This window comes from Curvibacter gracilis ATCC BAA-807, from assembly GCF_000518645.1.
Lineage (GTDB): Bacteria > Pseudomonadota > Gammaproteobacteria > Burkholderiales > Burkholderiaceae_C > Curvibacter > Curvibacter gracilis.
Window position 1 is genome coordinate 99,755 of the sequence record NZ_JADZ01000015.1, and the last position, 16,427, is coordinate 116,181.

Below are 16,427 nucleotides of genomic sequence, written 5' to 3' on the forward strand. Positions count from 1 at the left end.
TCTTGGTGATCGGGCTTCAGCGCGGCCTTTTTCAGTCTCACTTATGAAACGTTGATTCGTATTTGAATCGCAATTGTGTCACCAACCCACAATCCCACCCCTATCCCGACTATCACACAGGGTTTTTGAAACACCAAGAAGGGTCGCCGATGCCACTTTTTCAGGCGGCCAACACAGGCATTCGTCCATGCGCCAGATCAACAACACAGATGTGACCACCCCATGAATACGTGCTTTTACTTATTTGAAAAACGGGGGGTACTTCGTATTCTCCCTCAAATAGTTTCATCTATTGATCACCGTTTCGTATATAAAACGAAAGGCCCCCATGCTCACCCCAGGTTCTGTTGGCTCCCTCAGCCCGCCACAATGCGGCGGCAAGGGTTTGACATGAAGCGTCCCGTCCTGGCCCTGGCACGCCGTTGGGCGGTGGCGTGCTGCGCCGTGCTGGGCACCTCCAGCCTGTGCCACGCGGCCCCCGGCGAGCTCTCGGAGGCCCAACGCAGCCTGGCGGCAGCGCCGTTCACGCTGGTGGCGCCCTTCCCGGCCGGTGGCCCGGTGGACACGCTGGCCCGCATGCTGGCCAACGGCCTGGGTGAGCGCTACAAGCAGGCGGCCATCGTGGACAACCGCACCGGCGCCAATGGCAACATCGGCATCGAGGCGGTCAAGCGGGCAGCCCCCACGGGCCACACCCTGCTGGTGGTGCCGGCCGGCAACCTGACCATCAACCCCACACTGATGCCCCGCCTGGGCTACGACGTGGAGGCCGACTTCAGCCCCGTGGCCTCGCTGGCCAAGGCCCCCAACGTGCTGGCCGTGAACCCCGCGGTGCCGGCACGCAGCATCCGCGAACTGATCGCGCTCAGCCAGGCCCATCCCGGCACCTTGAGTTACGCCACGCCGGGCGTGGGTTCGGGCCTGCACCTGGCCGGCGAGCTGTTCAAGCAACAAAGCGGCGCCGACCTGCTGCATGTGGCCTACAAGGGCTCGCCGCCCGCGCTCAACGATGTGCTTGGGGGCACGGTGCCGGTGATCGTGGGCAACCTGCCCACCCTGCTGCCGCACATCCAGCAGGGCAAGCTGCGCGCCCTGGCGGTAACCGACCCCGTGCGCGCCCCCCTGCTGCCCGAGGTGCCCACGCTGGCCGAGGCCGGCGTACCCGGCGTGGCCGTGACCTCGTGGTACGGCGTGATGGCCCCCAAGGGCACGCCCGAGGCCGTGCGCACCCAACTGGCCACCGACATCGGCCAGATTCTGAACACGCCCGCCAACAAAGCCCAACTCGAAAAACAAGGCCTGGTCGTGTGGATCACCGCAGGCGCCGCCTTTGGCGACGTCATCCGAAAAGAGACAGCGACCTGGCTGCCCGTCATCAAGAGCCGAAAGATCGAAGCCCAGTGACGGGCCGTGCCCGATTCAAGAACCCTCACCGACCCACCCCACCACATCTCCCAGGACCCTCCCCATGCCCACCCCCACGTCCACCCGCTCTGCCCTCACCCGCCGCCATGCCCTGGCCCTGACCGCCGCCGCCCTCGGGCTGGGCGCGGTCGCCCAACCCGCCCTGGCCCAGGGCGGCTACCCCAACAAGCCCATCACCCTGGTGGTGGCCTACCCCGCCGGTGGCGACACCGACGCCATGGCGCGCCTGTTCGCCGAGAAGCTGCAAGGCCGCCTGGGCCAGCCTGTGGTGGTGGACAACCGCCCCGGCGCCAGCGGCATCATCGGCAGCGCCTTCGTGTCCAAGGCCCCGGCCGATGGCTACACCCTGCTGCTGGCCCCCAGCACCTTCTCGATCGCCCAGTTGGTGATGAAGACCGGCCCGGGCTCGGGCTACGACGTGCTCAACGGCTTCACCCCCATCATCCAGACTGTCACCATGCCCATGTTCGTGGCCGCCTCGGGCGCCAGCGGCATCAAGGACATCAAGGATCTGGTGGCCCAGTCCAAGGCCAAGCCGCTGACCTATGCCACCCCGGGCAGCGGCTCGCCCATGCACATCCTGGCCGCCATGTTCACCAAGGCCAGCGGCGCCGACCTGGCCCACGTGCCCTACCGCGGCGTGGCGCCGGCGGTGAACGACGTGCTGGGCGGCCACGTGCCGCTGACCTTCATGACCCTGGGCCCCGTCGCCCCGCACCTGGCCACGGGCAAGGTCAAGCTGCTGGGCGTGGCCGACACCCACCGATCCACCCTGGCGCCGGATGTGCCCACCCTGGCCGAGCTGGGCTACAAGGACATCGAACTCACCGCCTGGCAAGGCCTGTTCGGCCCCAAGGGCCTGAGCGCCGACATCGTGAAAACGCTCAACACCCACATGAACGACATCCTGAAGATGCCCGATGTGGTCAGCAAGGTCGGCACCTTCGGCGGCCTGCCGCTCGGGGGCGACCCGGCCCGTCTCGAAAAGAGCAACGCCGCCGATCTGGCCCGCTTCGGCAAGGTCGTGAAGGACTTCGGCATCCAGGCCGATTGAGCCTGGCACCCACCACGTTCCCCCGCCCGGCTGGGCTGCCCTGGCCGGAACTCCCCACGACGAAGCAGCGCTTCGTTTCCTCAATCGGCACATCTCTTGGAGGAGAAGCCCATGAAAAAATCCCTCATCGTTCTGGCCGCCCTGGCCGCAGCCACCGGGGCCTCGGCCCAGACGGCCCCCAGCTCGTCGGTGACCCTGTTCGGCACCATTGACGTGGGCCTGGCCCGCGTCACCGGCGACACCCTGAGCCGCACCGGCCTGTCCACCAGCGGCGCCAACATCAGCCGCATCGGCTTTCGCGGCACCGAAGACCTGGGTGGCGGCCTGGCCGCCGGCTTCTGGCTCGAAGGTGGCCTGGACGTGAACACCGGCGCCGGCAAGACCAGCGGCGCCTTCAGCTTCAACCGCCGCGCCACCGTCAGCCTGCTGGGCAACTTTGGTGAAGTGCGCGTGGGCCGCGACGATTCGGCCACCTTCCTGAACACCCTGATCTTCGACCCCTTCCTGACCAACGGCGTGGGCGGCACCGGCACCTTTGTCATGAACGGTGCCCCGATCCAGATCAGCAATGCGGTCAGCTACTTCCTGCCAGCCAACCTGGGCGGCTTCTATGGCCAGGCCCAGGTGGCCTTCGGCGGCCAGGCCTCCAACTCGACCACCCCCAACCTGGGTGACTACCGCGGCCTGCGCGGCGGCTACCGCCAGGGCCCGGTGCATGTGGCCCTGGCCACCGGCAAGCTCAAGGGGGCCTCCGCCGCCGCCGACGTGACCGCCAACAACATCGCCGGCTGGTATGACTTCGGCGTGGTCAAGCCCTCGTTCATCTGGGCCAGCGAGAAGACCGCCACCACCAAGATCACGGCCTTCCAACTGGGCGCCAGCGCCCCGATCGGCGCCAGCGAACTGCGCGCCTCGGTGGGCCGCTACGACACCGCCGGCAACAACGCCGACTGGACCAAGGTGTCGCTGGGCTACGGCTACAACTTGTCCAAGCGCACCCAGCTCTACACCAGCTACGGCCACATCAGCAACAAGGCCGGCGCCCAGCGCGCCATCAACATCCAGGGCCTGGGTGCCGCCGGCACCTCGCTGGGGGGCACCTCCAGCGGCTACGAAGTGGGCATGCGCCACTTCTTCTGATCGAAGGTTTCTCCGAGGTTGACTTGGCCTGCCACGGCCCGGGGTTTTTCCCTGGGTCTGGCAGGCTTTTTTGCGATCGGGCGCCCCGTGTCCTGTGAAAGAATCAGGCCACCGCCGCTGCCCCTCTGCCCCGTGCCACGACGCCGCCCCACCCTGTCAACCGAACCGCCAGAACTCACCCCTGCGCCCGCCTGCCCCTGGGCCGATCTGGACGAGCACGGCAGCGGCCTGTCGGTGGACAACTTCATCAGCTCCTGGATGAACCAGCTCAGCCACGCACTGCGCCGCACCTTGACGCTGAGCTATGCCGAGCCCTTTGGCGTCAGCGTGGCCGAATGGCGCATGCTGCGCCTTCATCGTTCACGAGGGCCAGCTGTCGTTCTCACAACTGGCCCAACTCTCCAGCACCGACAAGGCCCTGGTCAGCCGCACACTCAAATTGCTGGAGCAGCGGGGTCTGGTGCAATTGCAGGCCAGCGGGAGAGGTCGCGCGCGCAAGCTGATGTGCCGCCTGAGCCCCGCAGGCCTGGACCTGCATGACCAGATGATCCGCGTGGCCCGCGAACGCCAGGCCGCCATGCTGCGTGTGCTCAGCCCCACCGAGCGGCAAGGGCTGTACCAGACGCTGAACAAACTCAAGGCCGAATGCGCTCGACAGGACAGACTGCATGACGCCGCCCACCAGGACAGTGCCCCGCTTCGCGACAAGGTTGCCAGATCGTCCCCACCTGATGGGCTATAAACAACTTTGCATCGACCGTCACAGCCCGTCATTTCCGTGCAAGCCACCTGAGGCCCAATCGGACAAAAAGCAGGCCTCACAGCCCGCAGAAAGAGACGCATGAGTGAGCCCAGCCGCAGCAGCTACATCCTGCGGGCAACAGCGTTCTACCTGCTCTTCGGGCTGGGCTGGATCGTGCTGTCGGACCGCGTGCTGCTGGCTCTGGCCAACCCGCTGGACCTGGCGGCCCTGTCGGCGGCCAAGGGCATCTTTTTTGTGCTGGCGTCCGCGGCAGCCCTGTTCATGGCCTTGCGCTCAGTGCCGGGAGGCCGGGTCGTGGCCAGCGATTCAGGGCTGCCCGAGCCGGCGCCTCGGATCAGCACCGGCCAGCGTTGGCTGCGCTACGGATTCGCTTTGCTGATCACCGGCTGCATGCTGCTGGTCCATCAGGCCATGACCCCCATGGATGCGGGACACCCGCAATTCATCCTGTTCGTGCTGCCCATCGCCCTGAGCGCGCTGGTGGGCGGCCTGGGCCCGGGTTTGCTGGCCACGTTCACGGCGCTGATCGGCGTCGATCTCACGTCACAGCCTGCACTGCACAGCCTGGCCGCTTCGCCGCAAAACCAGTTCCGCTGGGGCCTGCTGCTGCTCAATGGGCTGGTGCTGAGCCTGCTCAGCGATCGCCTGAGGCGTGCCAGTGCGCGCTTGCAGCGCAGCAGCCGGCTGCTCCATGCCGTGGTCACCGGCACCTCGGACGCCGTGTTCGTGAAAGACCCCCAGGGACGCTACCTGCTGGCCAACGGTGCCGCCGGGGCCTTCGTCAACCAGGCCCCGGAGAGCATGCTGGGCGTCACCGATGCGCAACTGTTCGACGCCGCCTCCGCAGAGCACTTGCGCGAACTCGATCGGCAGGTGATGCAGAGCGCCGAGGTGCAGACCCACGAGGAGAGCCTCACCACGCTGGAGGGGCAGCAGCGGGTGTTCATGGTCACGAAAGGCCCCGTGGTCGACGAAGCCGGCACGGTCAACGGTCTCTTCGGTATCGCGCGCGACATCACCCACCTCAAGGCCGATCAGGAACGCCTGCTGGCGAGCGAGGCGGCGCTGCGCGACCGCGAACAGCAACTGGCCCGGGTGCTGCAGGGCTCAGACCAGGGTTATTGGGACTGGCACCTGCCCAGCAACACCTTCCTGGTGAGTGAACGCTGGGAGACCATGTTGGGTTTCGAGCCCGGCGAGATGGACGTGGCCACCAGCCGTTGGCCCGAACTCGTGCACCCGGAAGACCTGCCAGCCGCACTGGCCTCGATCGAGCGCCACCTCAAGGGCGAAAGCGATGCCCATGTGGTCGAGATCCGCTGCCGCACCAAGCCAGGCGGCTGGCGCTGGATCCTGTCGCGCGGCAGCATCGTCACGCGCAGTGAGGACGGGCAGCCCCTGATCATGGCGGGCACCCACACCGACATCACCGAACGCAAGCAGTCGGAACTGGCGCTGCGCGAGGCCAGCGTGGTGTTCGAGAGCAGCCACGAAGCCATCATGATGGTCAACCCGGAGGGGCTGATCACCAAGGTCAACCCCGCCTTCACGCGCATCACGGGCTTCTCCGAAGCCGAGGTCAGCGGGCGCTCCCCCCGGCTGCTGGCCTCCGGCCAGCATGGCGAGCCCTTCTACCAGGAGCTGTGGCGCGCCCTGCAGCAGCACGACTTCTGGCGTGGCGAGATCTGCAACCGGCGCAAGAGCGGTGAGCTGTACGTGGCGCAGGAGACGATTTCGGTGGTGCGCGATCCTCAGGGCCAGGTGCTGCACTACATCGGGGTGTTTGCCGACATCAGCCAGCTCAAGGCCCACGAAGCCGAACTCGACCGCGTGGCGCACCACGACCTGCTCACCGGCTTGCCCAACCGCCACCTGCTGTCGGACCGCATGGGCCAGTCGATCCTGCGCTCGCAGCGCAGCGGTCACCCCAGTGCGGTGTGCGTGCTGGATCTGGATGGCTTCAAGAGCATCAACGACCGCCATGGCCACAGCGTGGGCGACCAGCTGCTGCTGGGGCTGAGCACCCGCCTGCAGCAAGTGCTGCGCGCCGAAGACACGCTGGCCCGCACCGGGGGCGACGAGTTCGTGCTGGTGTTGTCCGAAGTCGGCTCCACCGAAGAGTGCACGCTGATACTCGACCGCCTGTTGCAGGCCGTGCGCCAGCCCTTCGCACTGGCGCCCGACCTGAACCTGGGCGTGAGCGCCAGCATCGGCGTGAGCCTGTACCCGGCCGACAATGCCGACCCCGACACCTTGCTGCGCCATGCCGACCAGGCCATGTACCTGGCCAAGCAGGCCGGCAAGAACCGCTACCAGTTGTTCGACCCCGAAAGCGACCGCCTGGCCCAGGCCCACCGGCAAGGCCTGGAGACCCTGGAGCGGGCCCTGGCGCAAGGCGAGTTCGTGCTGCATTACCAGCCCAAGGTGGACCTCGACAGCGGCGAGGTCATCGGCGCCGAAGCCCTGATCCGCTGGCAACACCCCGAACGTGGCCTGCTGCCGCCGGCCGACTTTCTGCCGCAGCTGCACGGCAGCGCGCTGGAGCCATCGCTGGGCGAATGGGTCATTGCCAGCGCCCTGGATCAACTCAGCCACTGGATCGCTCAAGGCCTGCCCATGAAGGTGAGCGTCAACATCAGCGCCAACCACCTGTTGCAACCCGAGTTCTGCGCCCGCCTGGCCCAGGCCCTGGCCCGCCACCCCGAGGTGCCCCCCGCCCACCTGGAGCTGGAGGTGCTGGAGAGCGCCGCCATCGCCGACATGGGCCAGGCTGTCGAGATCCTGCGCAACTGCCGGGCCCTGGGTGTGTGCTTTTCACTCGATGATTTCGGCACCGGCTACTCCTCGCTCACCTACCTGCGCCAGTTGCCCGTGGACACGCTGAAGATCGATCAAAGCTTTGTGCGCGACATGCTCACCGACCCCGACGACCTGCGCATCGTGCAAAGCGTCATCCAGTTGGCCGGCGTGTTCCATCGCCAGGTGATTGCCGAAGGCGTGGAAACCCTGGAGCATGGTGCCCGGCTGCGCCAGATGGGCTGCCACTGCGCACAAGGCTATGGCATCGCCCGCCCCATGCCCGCCCAGGACCTGCCCGGCTGGTGCGCCGCTTGGTTGCAGGCCCAGGCCTGGCAACACCTCTGAGCTGGCCTCGAAGGCCTGAAGGACCCCCCATGCTGTCCCACATCTTTGTCGGCATCACCGACTTCGACCGCGCCCTGCGCTTCTACCGCCCCGTGCTGGCCAGCCTGGGCATCGAAGAACGCTTTTGTGAACCGGAACGCCCCTGGGCCGGCTGGCACAGCGCCGGCGGCCAGCGCCCCCTGTTCGTGATCGCCCGCCCCCACGACGGCCAAGCCCCCAGCCCCGGCAACGGCCAGATGACCGCCTTCCTGGCCCCCACCCGAGCCGCAGTCCACGCCGCCCACGCCGCCGCCCTGGCCCACGGCGGCACCTGCGACGGCCCCCCCGGCCCCCGCCCGCACTACCACGCCCACTACTACGGCGCCTACTTCAAAGACCCCGACGGCAACAAACTCGCCGTCGCCTGCCACACCCCCGAACATCAACCCTGAAAAGCCCCCACAAAGGGACAGAGACCAAAGAACGAGGGGGCCGCCAGGCCCCCTTCTTCATTCAGCAGGCCTGAAGCGAAGAGGTCAGCCTGCCGCCGGGCCGCCCCAAGGCAGGCTGCGGCCCCCTTGGGGGGCAGGGAGTGACACGAAGTGCACGACCGTGGGGGCCATTTATTCAGGCCACCCCACCCTGGCCAACGACTCGTTGTCCCAGCCCTTGCGCCCCGTCAACTCCTCGCCCACCCAGTCAGGCAGATCCACCGCGGTCTGCTCGCTCGGCAACTCAACCTCCACCGTGTACAGGCCCTCCAGCCCGCCGTGGTAGCGGTCCACCTCGAAGGTATGGCCCTGGTGCTCGATGAAAAAGCGCGTCTTCTCCAGGGCATAGGCGCCCGGCTGGCGCGCCATCTGCTGGGCATCGGCCACCGGGATCTCGTACTCCCACTCATGGCGGGTGGCTGCACTCAGGGGTGCACTCTTGAGCGTGAGCCAGGCCCGGTCCTGCGATACCCGCACCCGCACCAGCACCGCGCCCTTGGCCAGGTAAGCCTGCAGAAAATGGGAGCCGCTCAGGCCCTCCAGGATTGCCGGGGTCCTGAGTTTGAATTTGCGTTCGATTTCCAAGGCCATGGTGATTTCCTCCTGAAGGCTGCCGCTGCTTTTTGAATGAGGCCCGATTGTGTCGCACCGCCACCCCAGCGCCAGGCTCGTGAGCCCCACATCGTCATTTCAGACGATTGAAAGTCATTCACAAGACAGCCAAGCTACAAGCCCATGCCGGATGATGGACAAGTCATCCGACCCAACGCCCTCTCACCCACGGCCCCACCCAACCTGCCCCACCGCTGCCATGAACCTGCATGACGCCATCGCCTCGCGCCGCTCGGTGCGCGACTTTCTGGACACCCCGGTCCCCGAAGCGGTCATCCGCCGTGTGCTGGAGCAGGCGCTGCGTGCGCCCTCCGGGGGCAACCTGCAGCCCTGGCACCTGCATGTGCTCACCGGTGCGCCGCTGGCCGACTTCAAGGCCCAGATGCAGCAGCGCCTGCAAGACGAGGCGGCCGGCAGCGCGGCGCCCGAGCCCGGCGAATACACGGTTTACCCGCCCGAGCTGGTCTCACCCTACCGCGAGCGCCGCTTCCAGGTGGGCGAAGCCATGTACGCCGAGCTGGGCATCCCACGCGAGGACAAGGCGGGCCGGCTGCGCTGGTTTGCGCGCAATTACGCCTTCTTCGGGGCCCCGCTGGCCTTGTTCTGCAGCGTGGACCGCCGCATGGGCCCACCGCAGTGGTCCGACCTGGGCATGCTGCTGCAGACCCTCATGTTGCTGTTGCGCGCCGAAGGCCTGGACAGCTGCGCCCAGGAGTGCTGGGCGCGCTACCCCCAGACCGTGGGCCAGACCCTGAAGTTGCCGCCCGAGCGCATGCTGTTCGCGGGCATGGCCATCGGCTACGCCAACCCCGAGCACCCGGTGAACCGCCTGCAGACGGCGCGCGCGCCCCTGTCCGAGGTGGTGGAGTTCATCGGCTTCTGAGCCCGCACCGAGGGCTCACACCGACCCAGCCCTCCCGCTCAGGCCGTGGGCAGGCGGTGGTCCTTGAACTGCTCGCGCAATTTCGTCTTCAGCAGCTTGCCGGTGGCGGTGTGCGGCAGGCTCTCGACAAACACCACGTCGTCGGGCAGCCACCACTTCGCAATGCGGGTGCTCAGGTGCGCCAGCACGGAGGCGGCATCCACTTCGGCGCCCGGGCGCTTGACGGCCACCAGCAGCGGGCGCTCCTGCCACTTGGGGTGCGGCAGGCCGATCACGGCGGCCTCCAGCAGGCCCGGGTGCGAGCAGGCTGCATTCTCCACGTCGATGGACGAGATCCACTCGCCGCCCGACTTGATCACGTCCTTGGCGCGGTCCACCAGTTGCAGGTAGCCATCGGGGTCGATGGTGGCCACATCGCCGGTCGGGAAATAGCCCTCGGCATCGAGCACCTCGCCCCCTTCGCCGCGGAAGTAGCCGCTGCAGATCCAGGGGCCACGCACATGCAGGTGCCCGTAGGCCACGCCATCCCAGGGCAGGGTCTGGCCGGCAGCATCGACGATCTTCAGGTCCACCCCCCAGACGCCCCGGCCCTGCTTGAGCTTGACCTTGAGCAGCGCATCGCCGTCCAGCTCGGCGTGCTTGGGCAGCAGCTTGCTGATCACGCCGATGGGGCTGGTCTCGGTCATGCCCCAGCCCTGCACCACCTCGGCGCCGAAGTCGCGCTCGAAGCGTTCGAGCACCGCGCGCGAGACCGCCGCCCCGCCGATGCCGATGCGCTTGACCCCGATCTCGCGCGGGTCGATCTGCGGGTGGGCATCCAGGTACTGGAACAACATGAGCCACACCGTGGGCACCCCTTGCGAGAAGGTGCAGCGCTCGTCACGCATCAGGTTGTAGACGCTCTGCCCGTCCAGGTGCGGCCCGGGCAGCACCAGCTTGGCCCCCACCATGGCCGCCGCATAGGGTGTGCCCCAGGCATTGGCGTGGAACATGGGCACGATGAGCAACACGGTCTCGGACGAGCTGATGCCGAAGGTGTCGGGCGCCAGCTCCATCAGCGTGTGCAGCACGGTGGATCGGTGCGAATACAGCACCCCCTTGGGGTTGCCCGTGGTGCCCGAGGTGTAGCACAGCGAAGAGGCCGACTTCTCGTCGAACTCGGGCCACACATAGTCGCCGTTCTGGGCGTCCAGCAGTTCCTCGAAGCACAGCAGGTTCGGCACCTCGATGGCGGGCATGTGGGCCCGGTCGGTCATGGCCACGAAGGCGCGCACCGACTTGAGCCGGGGCGCCAGCTGCGCCACCAGGGGCGCAAAGCCGATGTCAAAGAACAGCACCTGGTCTTCGGCGTGGTTGATGATGTAGTCGATCTGCTCAGGGAACAGGCGCGGGTTCACGGTGTGCAGCACCGCCCCCATGCCCGACACCCCGTAGTACAGCGCCAGGTGCCGGTACGAGTTCCAGGCCAGCGTGCCCACCCGGTCACCCGGGCGGATGCCCAGCGCCCCCATGGCCTGGGCCACCTGCCGGGCCCGGTCGCGCAGGCCGCGCCAGGTGGTGCGGTGGGTGGGCCCCTCGGGCAGACGGGAGACGATCTCGGTGTCGGGGTGGAAGGTGGCCGCGTGCTCGATCAGCGACGAGATCAGCAGCGGGCGGTCCTGCATCAATCCTTGCATGGGGAAGTCCTCCTTGAGTTCCGGTTCAACCGCCGTACAGGCCGCCAAAGGCTTCGTAGTCCTTGCCATTGAAGCGCTGCAGCACCTTCTTCTCGATCGGGTAGAAATCGTCGGGCCCGGTCTTGACCTCGATGCCCGGGTACAGGCCCGGCGGCGTGAAGTTGAGGCTGGCGGCCTGCTTCATGATGTTTTCGCGCGTCAGGTTGTCGCCGGCCTGGCGCAGCACCTGGGCCAGAGTGGCGGCCACCGAGTAGCCCAGCACATTGAGGGTGTCCTCCGGGTCGCCTGCCGGGTAGTACTGCTTCATCACCGCCACGTACTCGGCCACCTCCTTCACGCCCTTGGCCGCCGGGTCGGACGGGGCCAGCAGGTAGGTGGAGGAGATCACGCCGGTGGCGTTGTCCAGGCCGGCGGGCTTGAGCACCGAGCTCAGGGACTGCGACACGCTGACCAGGTAGTGCGTGGGCTTCCAGCCCAGCTCGGCGGCCTTGCGGATGGCCTGGGCTGCGAACTTGGGCGTGCTGATGTTGAAGAACACATCGGCCCCGGACGACTTGAACGTGACCATCTGGCTGTCGATGGTGGGGTCGGTCACCTCGTAGGTCAGGTGCTGCACGATCTGGGTCTTGGCCTTGTCGCCCAGGGCGTCGGTGAAGCCCTTCATGAAGTCCTTGCCGAAGTCGTCGTTCTGCATCAGCACAGCGATGCGCGCATTGGGCTTGGTGGCCAGGATGTGCTGGGCGTAGGCCCGGGCCTCGGCCTGGTAGGTGGGCTGCCAGCCCATGGTCCAGGGGAAGTTCTTCGGGTCGCCAAAGCGCGTGGCGCCGGTGTTCACGAACAACTGCGGAATCTTCTTGGCCGTCAGGTAGCGCTGCACCGCCATGTTCTGCGCCGTGCCCAGCGAGGCGAACATCAGCAGCACCTCGTCCTGCTCGACCAGCTTGCGCGTCTGCTCCACCGACTTGGCCGGGTTGTAGGCATCGTCCAGGGCCAGGAAGTTGATCTTGCGCCCCTTGATGCCGCCGGCCGCATTGAGGCGGTCGAAATAGGCGGCCATGGCCTTGCCCGCAGTGCCATAGGCCGAGGCCGGGCCTGAGTAGGGAGAGAGGCTGCCTATCTTGATCTCGGTGTCGCTGGCGCCCGGGTCGTATTTCTTCTGGGCCTGCGCCACCAGAGGCAGGGCACAGGCCAGCAGCACGCCTGCGGCGGCCAACTTGAAATGCCGACGCAGGCCGGCTTGGAAGCGAGTGAACATGAGGTGTCTCCGAGGTGTTGTGGGCAGGCCGGGGCCAGGGCGCCATGCGGACAGCCTGCGGGCATCGTAGAAGCCGGCCAGGGCACTCACATCGTCGGAACTGACGATATTGCCCGGGCCCCCATGAGCCCTGCAACCCGCCCGAAGACCAGGCCTCGCTCGCCCCCTGAAAGCAGCGCACAGAAAAAGCCATGCTGGGGAATAATCGTCCGGATGACTGCTGCTGCCTCCACCTCGATCTGGGCGCCCCTGCGCCAACCCGCGTTCAGAGGCCTGTGCCTGTGTGGCGGCATCTTCTTCATCGGCAGCGGCATGCAGTCGATGGCGGCGGCCTGGCTGATGATCGAGCTGACGGGCTCATCCTTTCTCGCCGCGCTGGTGCAGACCGCGGTGTTCCTGCCCATGTTTTTGCTGGCCCTGCCGGCCGGTGTGCTGGCCGACACCACCGACCGCCAGCGCCTGATCTCGGGCTCGCTGCTGGCCTTGGCCGCGGCCTCGGCCCTGCTGGCCGTGCTGGTGCTGGGGGGCTGGGGCGGCCCCCACTCGGTGTTGTTGCTGATCCTGGTCTGCGGCTGCTGCCTGGCGGTGCTGACGCCGGCCTGGAACTCCTCCGTGATCGACCCCGTGCCGCGCGAGGAGTGGCCGCAGGCCATCACCGCCATCAGCATCGCCTACAACGCGGCCCGCGCCATCGGGCCCACCCTGGCCGGGCTGGTGTTCACGCAGCTGGGTGCCGGCTGGGTGTTCGTGTTCACGGTGGCCTGCACCGGGGTGATGTGGGAATCGATCCGGCGCTGGCCGCCGCGTCCGCACCCACCCTCGCGCCTGCCGCCCGAGCGGCTTTGGGGCGGCACCCTGAGCGGGCTGCGCTTTGCCTGGCACTCGCGCATGGTGCTGGCCCAACTGGTGCGGGTGATGGCCTACAGCGCCGCCGGCTCGGCCCTGTGGGCGCTGCTGCCCGTGATCGCCCAGCGCCAGCTGGGCACCGGGGCCCAGGGCTTCGGCCTGCTGATGGGCTGCATGGGCACCGGGGCGGTGCTGATCGGCCTGGTGATCGGGCGGGTGCGGGCCCGCTTCGGCCTGGACCCGTTGATTGCATTGAGCAGCGCGGTGTTTGCCGCCGCCATGCTGCTGGCGGCCTGGGTGCGACAGTCGGCCGTGGTGTACCTCGCCATGGCCTTCGGCGGGGCAGCCTGGATGGCGGCCCTGTCCACCTTCAACAGCGCCACCCAGGCCAGCGCCCCACCCTGGGTGCGCTCGCGCGCCGTGGCCCTGCACATCGTGGCCTCGCTGGGGGCGTTTGCCATCGGCTCGGCCTTCTGGGGTGCGGTGGCCGAAATGGCCGGGCTCAATGCCGCCCTCACGGCCGCGGCGGTGGCCATGGCGGCCAGCCTGCTGCTGGCCCGGCCCATGCCGCTGCGCATGGGCGACCGCCATGACGTGACCCAGGCCACGCCCTGGGAGGATCTGTTCGTGGCCGACGAGCCCGAGGCCAGCGCCGGGCCGGTGGCGGTGGAACTGGGCTACCGCATCCTGCCCGGACAGGACCGGGCCTTTCTGGATGCCGCAGCCCAGCTCAAGGCGCATCGCAGACGCGACGGCGCCACCTTCTGGCGTGTCTATAAGGACCTGGGTGAGCCTTCGCGCTACGTCGAGCGCTTCATCGTCAGCTCCTGGGCCGACTACCTGCACCAGCGCGCCCGCTCCACGCTGGCCGATCAGGCCCTGGAGGCCGAGGTGCGCCAGCACCTGGCGCCGGGTGAGAGCGTGCACATGTCGCACTACATCGCCGAACGCTGACGCACCAGATAGGCCAGAAACTCATCGGCCGGCAGGGCCGGGCTGAACAGCCAGCCCTGGAAGCGATCGCAGCCCAGGGCCAGCAGCGCCTGCCGCTGCTCGGGCGTCTCGACATATTCCGCCACCACCTCGACGCCCTGCGAATGCCCGAGGCGGCACACGCAGGAGATGATGTCGCGGTCCACCACGTTGCGACAGACCTCACGGGTCAGGCTGCCGTCGAGCTTGATGGTGTGCAACTTGAAGCGATGCATGTACAGCAGCGAGGTGCTGCCCATGCCAAAGTCGTCCATGGACAGCAGCAGGCCCTGGGCGTTCAGCTCCGCCAGCGAGCGGTCGGTCTGCGCCGTGGACGCCAGGGCCTGGCCCTCGGTGACCTCCAGCTCCAGGTCGTGTGCCGCCAAGCCATGCGCCTGCAGCACCAGGCCCACCTGCCTGGACCAGGCCGGGTCTTCCAGCTGCAGGGGCGACATGTTCACCCCGACGTGGAAGCCCCGGTGGCCCAGATCACGCCAGGCGCGCATGTCGCGGGCCGCCTGGTTCAGTGTCCAGCGACCGATCTCGAGAATCAGCGAACTCTCCTCGGCGATCTTGATGATCACGGCCGGTGAAATGGGGCCATGCACCGCGTGGGTCCAGCGCAGCAAGGCCTCGGCGCCCACCAGACGCCCATCCCGGTCATGCTGTGGCTGGTAGGCCAGGTACACCCGCGGCCCCCCCAGGTCGGCCTCGAAGTCCGCGTGCAGGGAGCGGGCCACCGCCCCCACGGCATCGGCCCGCGCCAGCACCCGGGGCTGCACCGCCGTCTGGGTGACGCCCTGCAGCGTGCCCAGCGCCTCGCGGAAATGCGCCGCCAGCCGGGCAGCGCGACGCTGCTCGAAGCGACGCACAAAGGGGGCATAGACCAGGGCACTGAGCCCGACGCCGGCGGCCTGCACCGCCACCCCCTGCCAGCCCCCCGAACTCAGGTAGCCCGAGAGCAGGGCCGGTGTCGACCAGGTGAGCGCCGCGCCCTCCAGCGGCAGACACTGCAGGTACACGGCCAGCTCGGCCACCAGGCAGGCAGCGAGCGGCGCCAGCACAAAAGGCAGGAACAAGGTCCGGCTCAGGATCAGGGGCAGGCCGAACAACAGCAGCTCGTTCACATTGAGCAAGGCCGGCAGCACCGAATACCAGGCCAGGCGCCGCAATGCCGGGTCGCGGGCCCGCAGCAAAGTGCACACGATCAGCCCCCAGGTGGCGCCGGCGCCGCCCAGGTGGGCATAGGTGTTGAGAAACATCAGCGAGGCCTGGTGAGGGGCATGCCATTGGGCGCCGGTGGCCAGCAGCTCCGAACCCTGGCCGGCCAGGTGCAGCAACCATTGACCGCCATTGATGCCCGCCGTCCACAACAGCTGATTCACCAGCACAAACACCGGGTTGAGCCACCACGCGCTGAGCTGCCCCTGCTGCGCCCAGACATGGGCCAGGCCCTGAAAGCCCGTCGCCAGTTGCGCCAGCATGCCCGCCACCGACACCCGCAACAGCCCGACCACGATGAACAGCAGCAGGGCGTACACCACCATCTGCAAGGCATAGCCCAGCGAGGCGCCGGCCTCCAGCAGGTTGCGCTCGGACCAGGCCTCGGCATGGTAGGCCAGCGCATGCATGCTCTCGGCCACCAGCACACCGATCACGATGCTCTGGAACACGCTGGCATAGCCCAGCACCTGGAAATCAGGCCCCTCCAGGGGCAGCACGCACACCAGAAACGCCACGGCGGCCACCGCCGACACGGTGACGATGGAGTGCCGGTTGACGCCATCCTCCTGCTGCAACAGCCGTGTGGTGCGGGCCGCAATCGCCATGGCGCCGAGCAGGCCCATGATTCCGAAGGTGGCATTGAAGAACAGTTTGGCGGCCCGCACCAGGTCGGAGGCCGGCAGTTCGAGATGGCGCAGCAGGGCCACCAGCGGAGGCAGTTCGGCCAGGCCCAGTGCCAGGGCGCCCACAATGGTCATGGGCAGCAGCGTGACGTAGGCATCACGGATCGCACCCAGCCACAGGTGCAAGCGATGCGAGAGCGTGCGCCGCGTCAAGGCACCGCGCGCACCGGACCAACCGAGTAGCCGAAGGGCCAGAGCAAGATCAAGTCTCATGCCGCCTACACCTAGAATTTGGCATTTCTGACCAATTCTAGGAGCCGGCAAAACTCAAAGGTATTGT

At 67.7% G+C, this 16,427-nt stretch carries 12 protein-coding genes; 8 read left to right on the forward strand and 4 right to left on the reverse strand.

Annotated features, from left to right (window positions below; all coding sequences use genetic code 11):
• The first annotated feature begins 390 nt into the window (after positions 1-390).
• The 6 genes from L880_RS0113490 (at position 391) to L880_RS0113515 (ending at position 7,957) form a co-directional block, all read left to right on the forward strand.
• Positions 391-1,404, forward strand: coding sequence for a Bug family tripartite tricarboxylate transporter substrate binding protein (locus tag L880_RS0113490; protein ID WP_051443295.1), 1,014 nt, complete (start codon positions 391-393; stop codon positions 1,402-1,404).
• 64 nt (positions 1,405-1,468) lie between these two features.
• The gene (locus L880_RS0113495) at positions 1,469-2,479 is read left to right on the forward strand and encodes a Bug family tripartite tricarboxylate transporter substrate binding protein (RefSeq protein ID WP_043329434.1); all 1,011 of its coding nucleotides are present in this window, start codon (positions 1,469-1,471) and stop codon (positions 2,477-2,479) included.
• A 111-nt stretch (positions 2,480-2,590) separates the two neighbouring features.
• Positions 2,591-3,619, forward strand: a complete 1,029-nt coding sequence (locus L880_RS0113500) for a porin (protein ID WP_027476137.1) — start codon at positions 2,591-2,593, stop codon at positions 3,617-3,619.
• A gap of 304 nt (positions 3,620-3,923) precedes the next feature.
• Positions 3,924-4,361, forward strand: coding sequence for a MarR family winged helix-turn-helix transcriptional regulator (locus L880_RS32380; RefSeq protein WP_342669172.1), 438 nt, complete (start codon positions 3,924-3,926; stop codon positions 4,359-4,361).
• A 99-nt stretch (positions 4,362-4,460) separates the two neighbouring features.
• On the forward strand, positions 4,461-7,526 hold the full coding sequence (locus L880_RS0113510; RefSeq protein WP_027476138.1) for a sensor domain-containing protein: 3,066 nt from the start codon (positions 4,461-4,463) through the stop codon (positions 7,524-7,526).
• 29 nt (positions 7,527-7,555) lie between these two features.
• Positions 7,556-7,957, forward strand: a complete 402-nt coding sequence (locus L880_RS0113515) for a VOC family protein (RefSeq protein WP_027476139.1) — start codon at positions 7,556-7,558, stop codon at positions 7,955-7,957.
• A 171-nt stretch (positions 7,958-8,128) separates the two neighbouring features.
• Here the strand turns inward: L880_RS0113515 and L880_RS0113520 are convergent, their stop codons facing one another.
• A complete protein-coding gene (locus tag L880_RS0113520) occupies positions 8,129-8,587 on the reverse strand; it encodes a CYTH domain-containing protein (protein WP_019575718.1) in 459 nt (152 codons plus the stop codon).
• Positions 8,588-8,807: 220 nt separating this feature from the next.
• Here L880_RS0113520 and L880_RS0113525 point away from each other — a divergent pair, with 220 nt between their 5' ends.
• Positions 8,808-9,491: a nitroreductase gene (locus tag L880_RS0113525; protein ID WP_027476140.1), complete on the forward strand. Its 684-nt coding sequence runs from the start codon at positions 8,808-8,810 to the stop codon at positions 9,489-9,491.
• Between the two features lie 38 nt (positions 9,492-9,529).
• Here L880_RS0113525 and L880_RS0113530 read toward each other — a convergent pair whose 3' ends face one another.
• Positions 9,530-11,167, reverse strand: a complete 1,638-nt coding sequence (locus tag L880_RS0113530) for a 3-(methylthio)propionyl-CoA ligase (protein ID WP_027476141.1) — start codon at positions 11,165-11,167, stop codon at positions 9,530-9,532.
• Between the two features lie 25 nt (positions 11,168-11,192).
• On the reverse strand, positions 11,193-12,422 hold the full coding sequence (locus L880_RS0113535; RefSeq protein ID WP_027476142.1) for an ABC transporter substrate-binding protein: 1,230 nt from the start codon (positions 12,420-12,422) through the stop codon (positions 11,193-11,195).
• Positions 12,423-12,635: 213 nt separating this feature from the next.
• Between L880_RS0113535 and L880_RS0113540 the strand changes: the two genes are divergently transcribed.
• The gene (locus L880_RS0113540) at positions 12,636-14,222 is read left to right on the forward strand and encodes an MFS transporter (protein WP_027476143.1); all 1,587 of its coding nucleotides are present in this window, start codon (positions 12,636-12,638) and stop codon (positions 14,220-14,222) included.
• Here L880_RS0113540 and L880_RS0113545 read toward each other — a convergent pair.
• Entirely contained in the window at positions 14,204-16,360 is a 2,157-nt protein-coding gene (locus tag L880_RS0113545) for an EAL domain-containing protein (RefSeq protein WP_084461297.1), read from the reverse strand. The genes L880_RS0113540 and L880_RS0113545 overlap by 19 nt on opposite strands.
• Between the last annotated feature and the right edge of the window lie 67 nt (positions 16,361-16,427).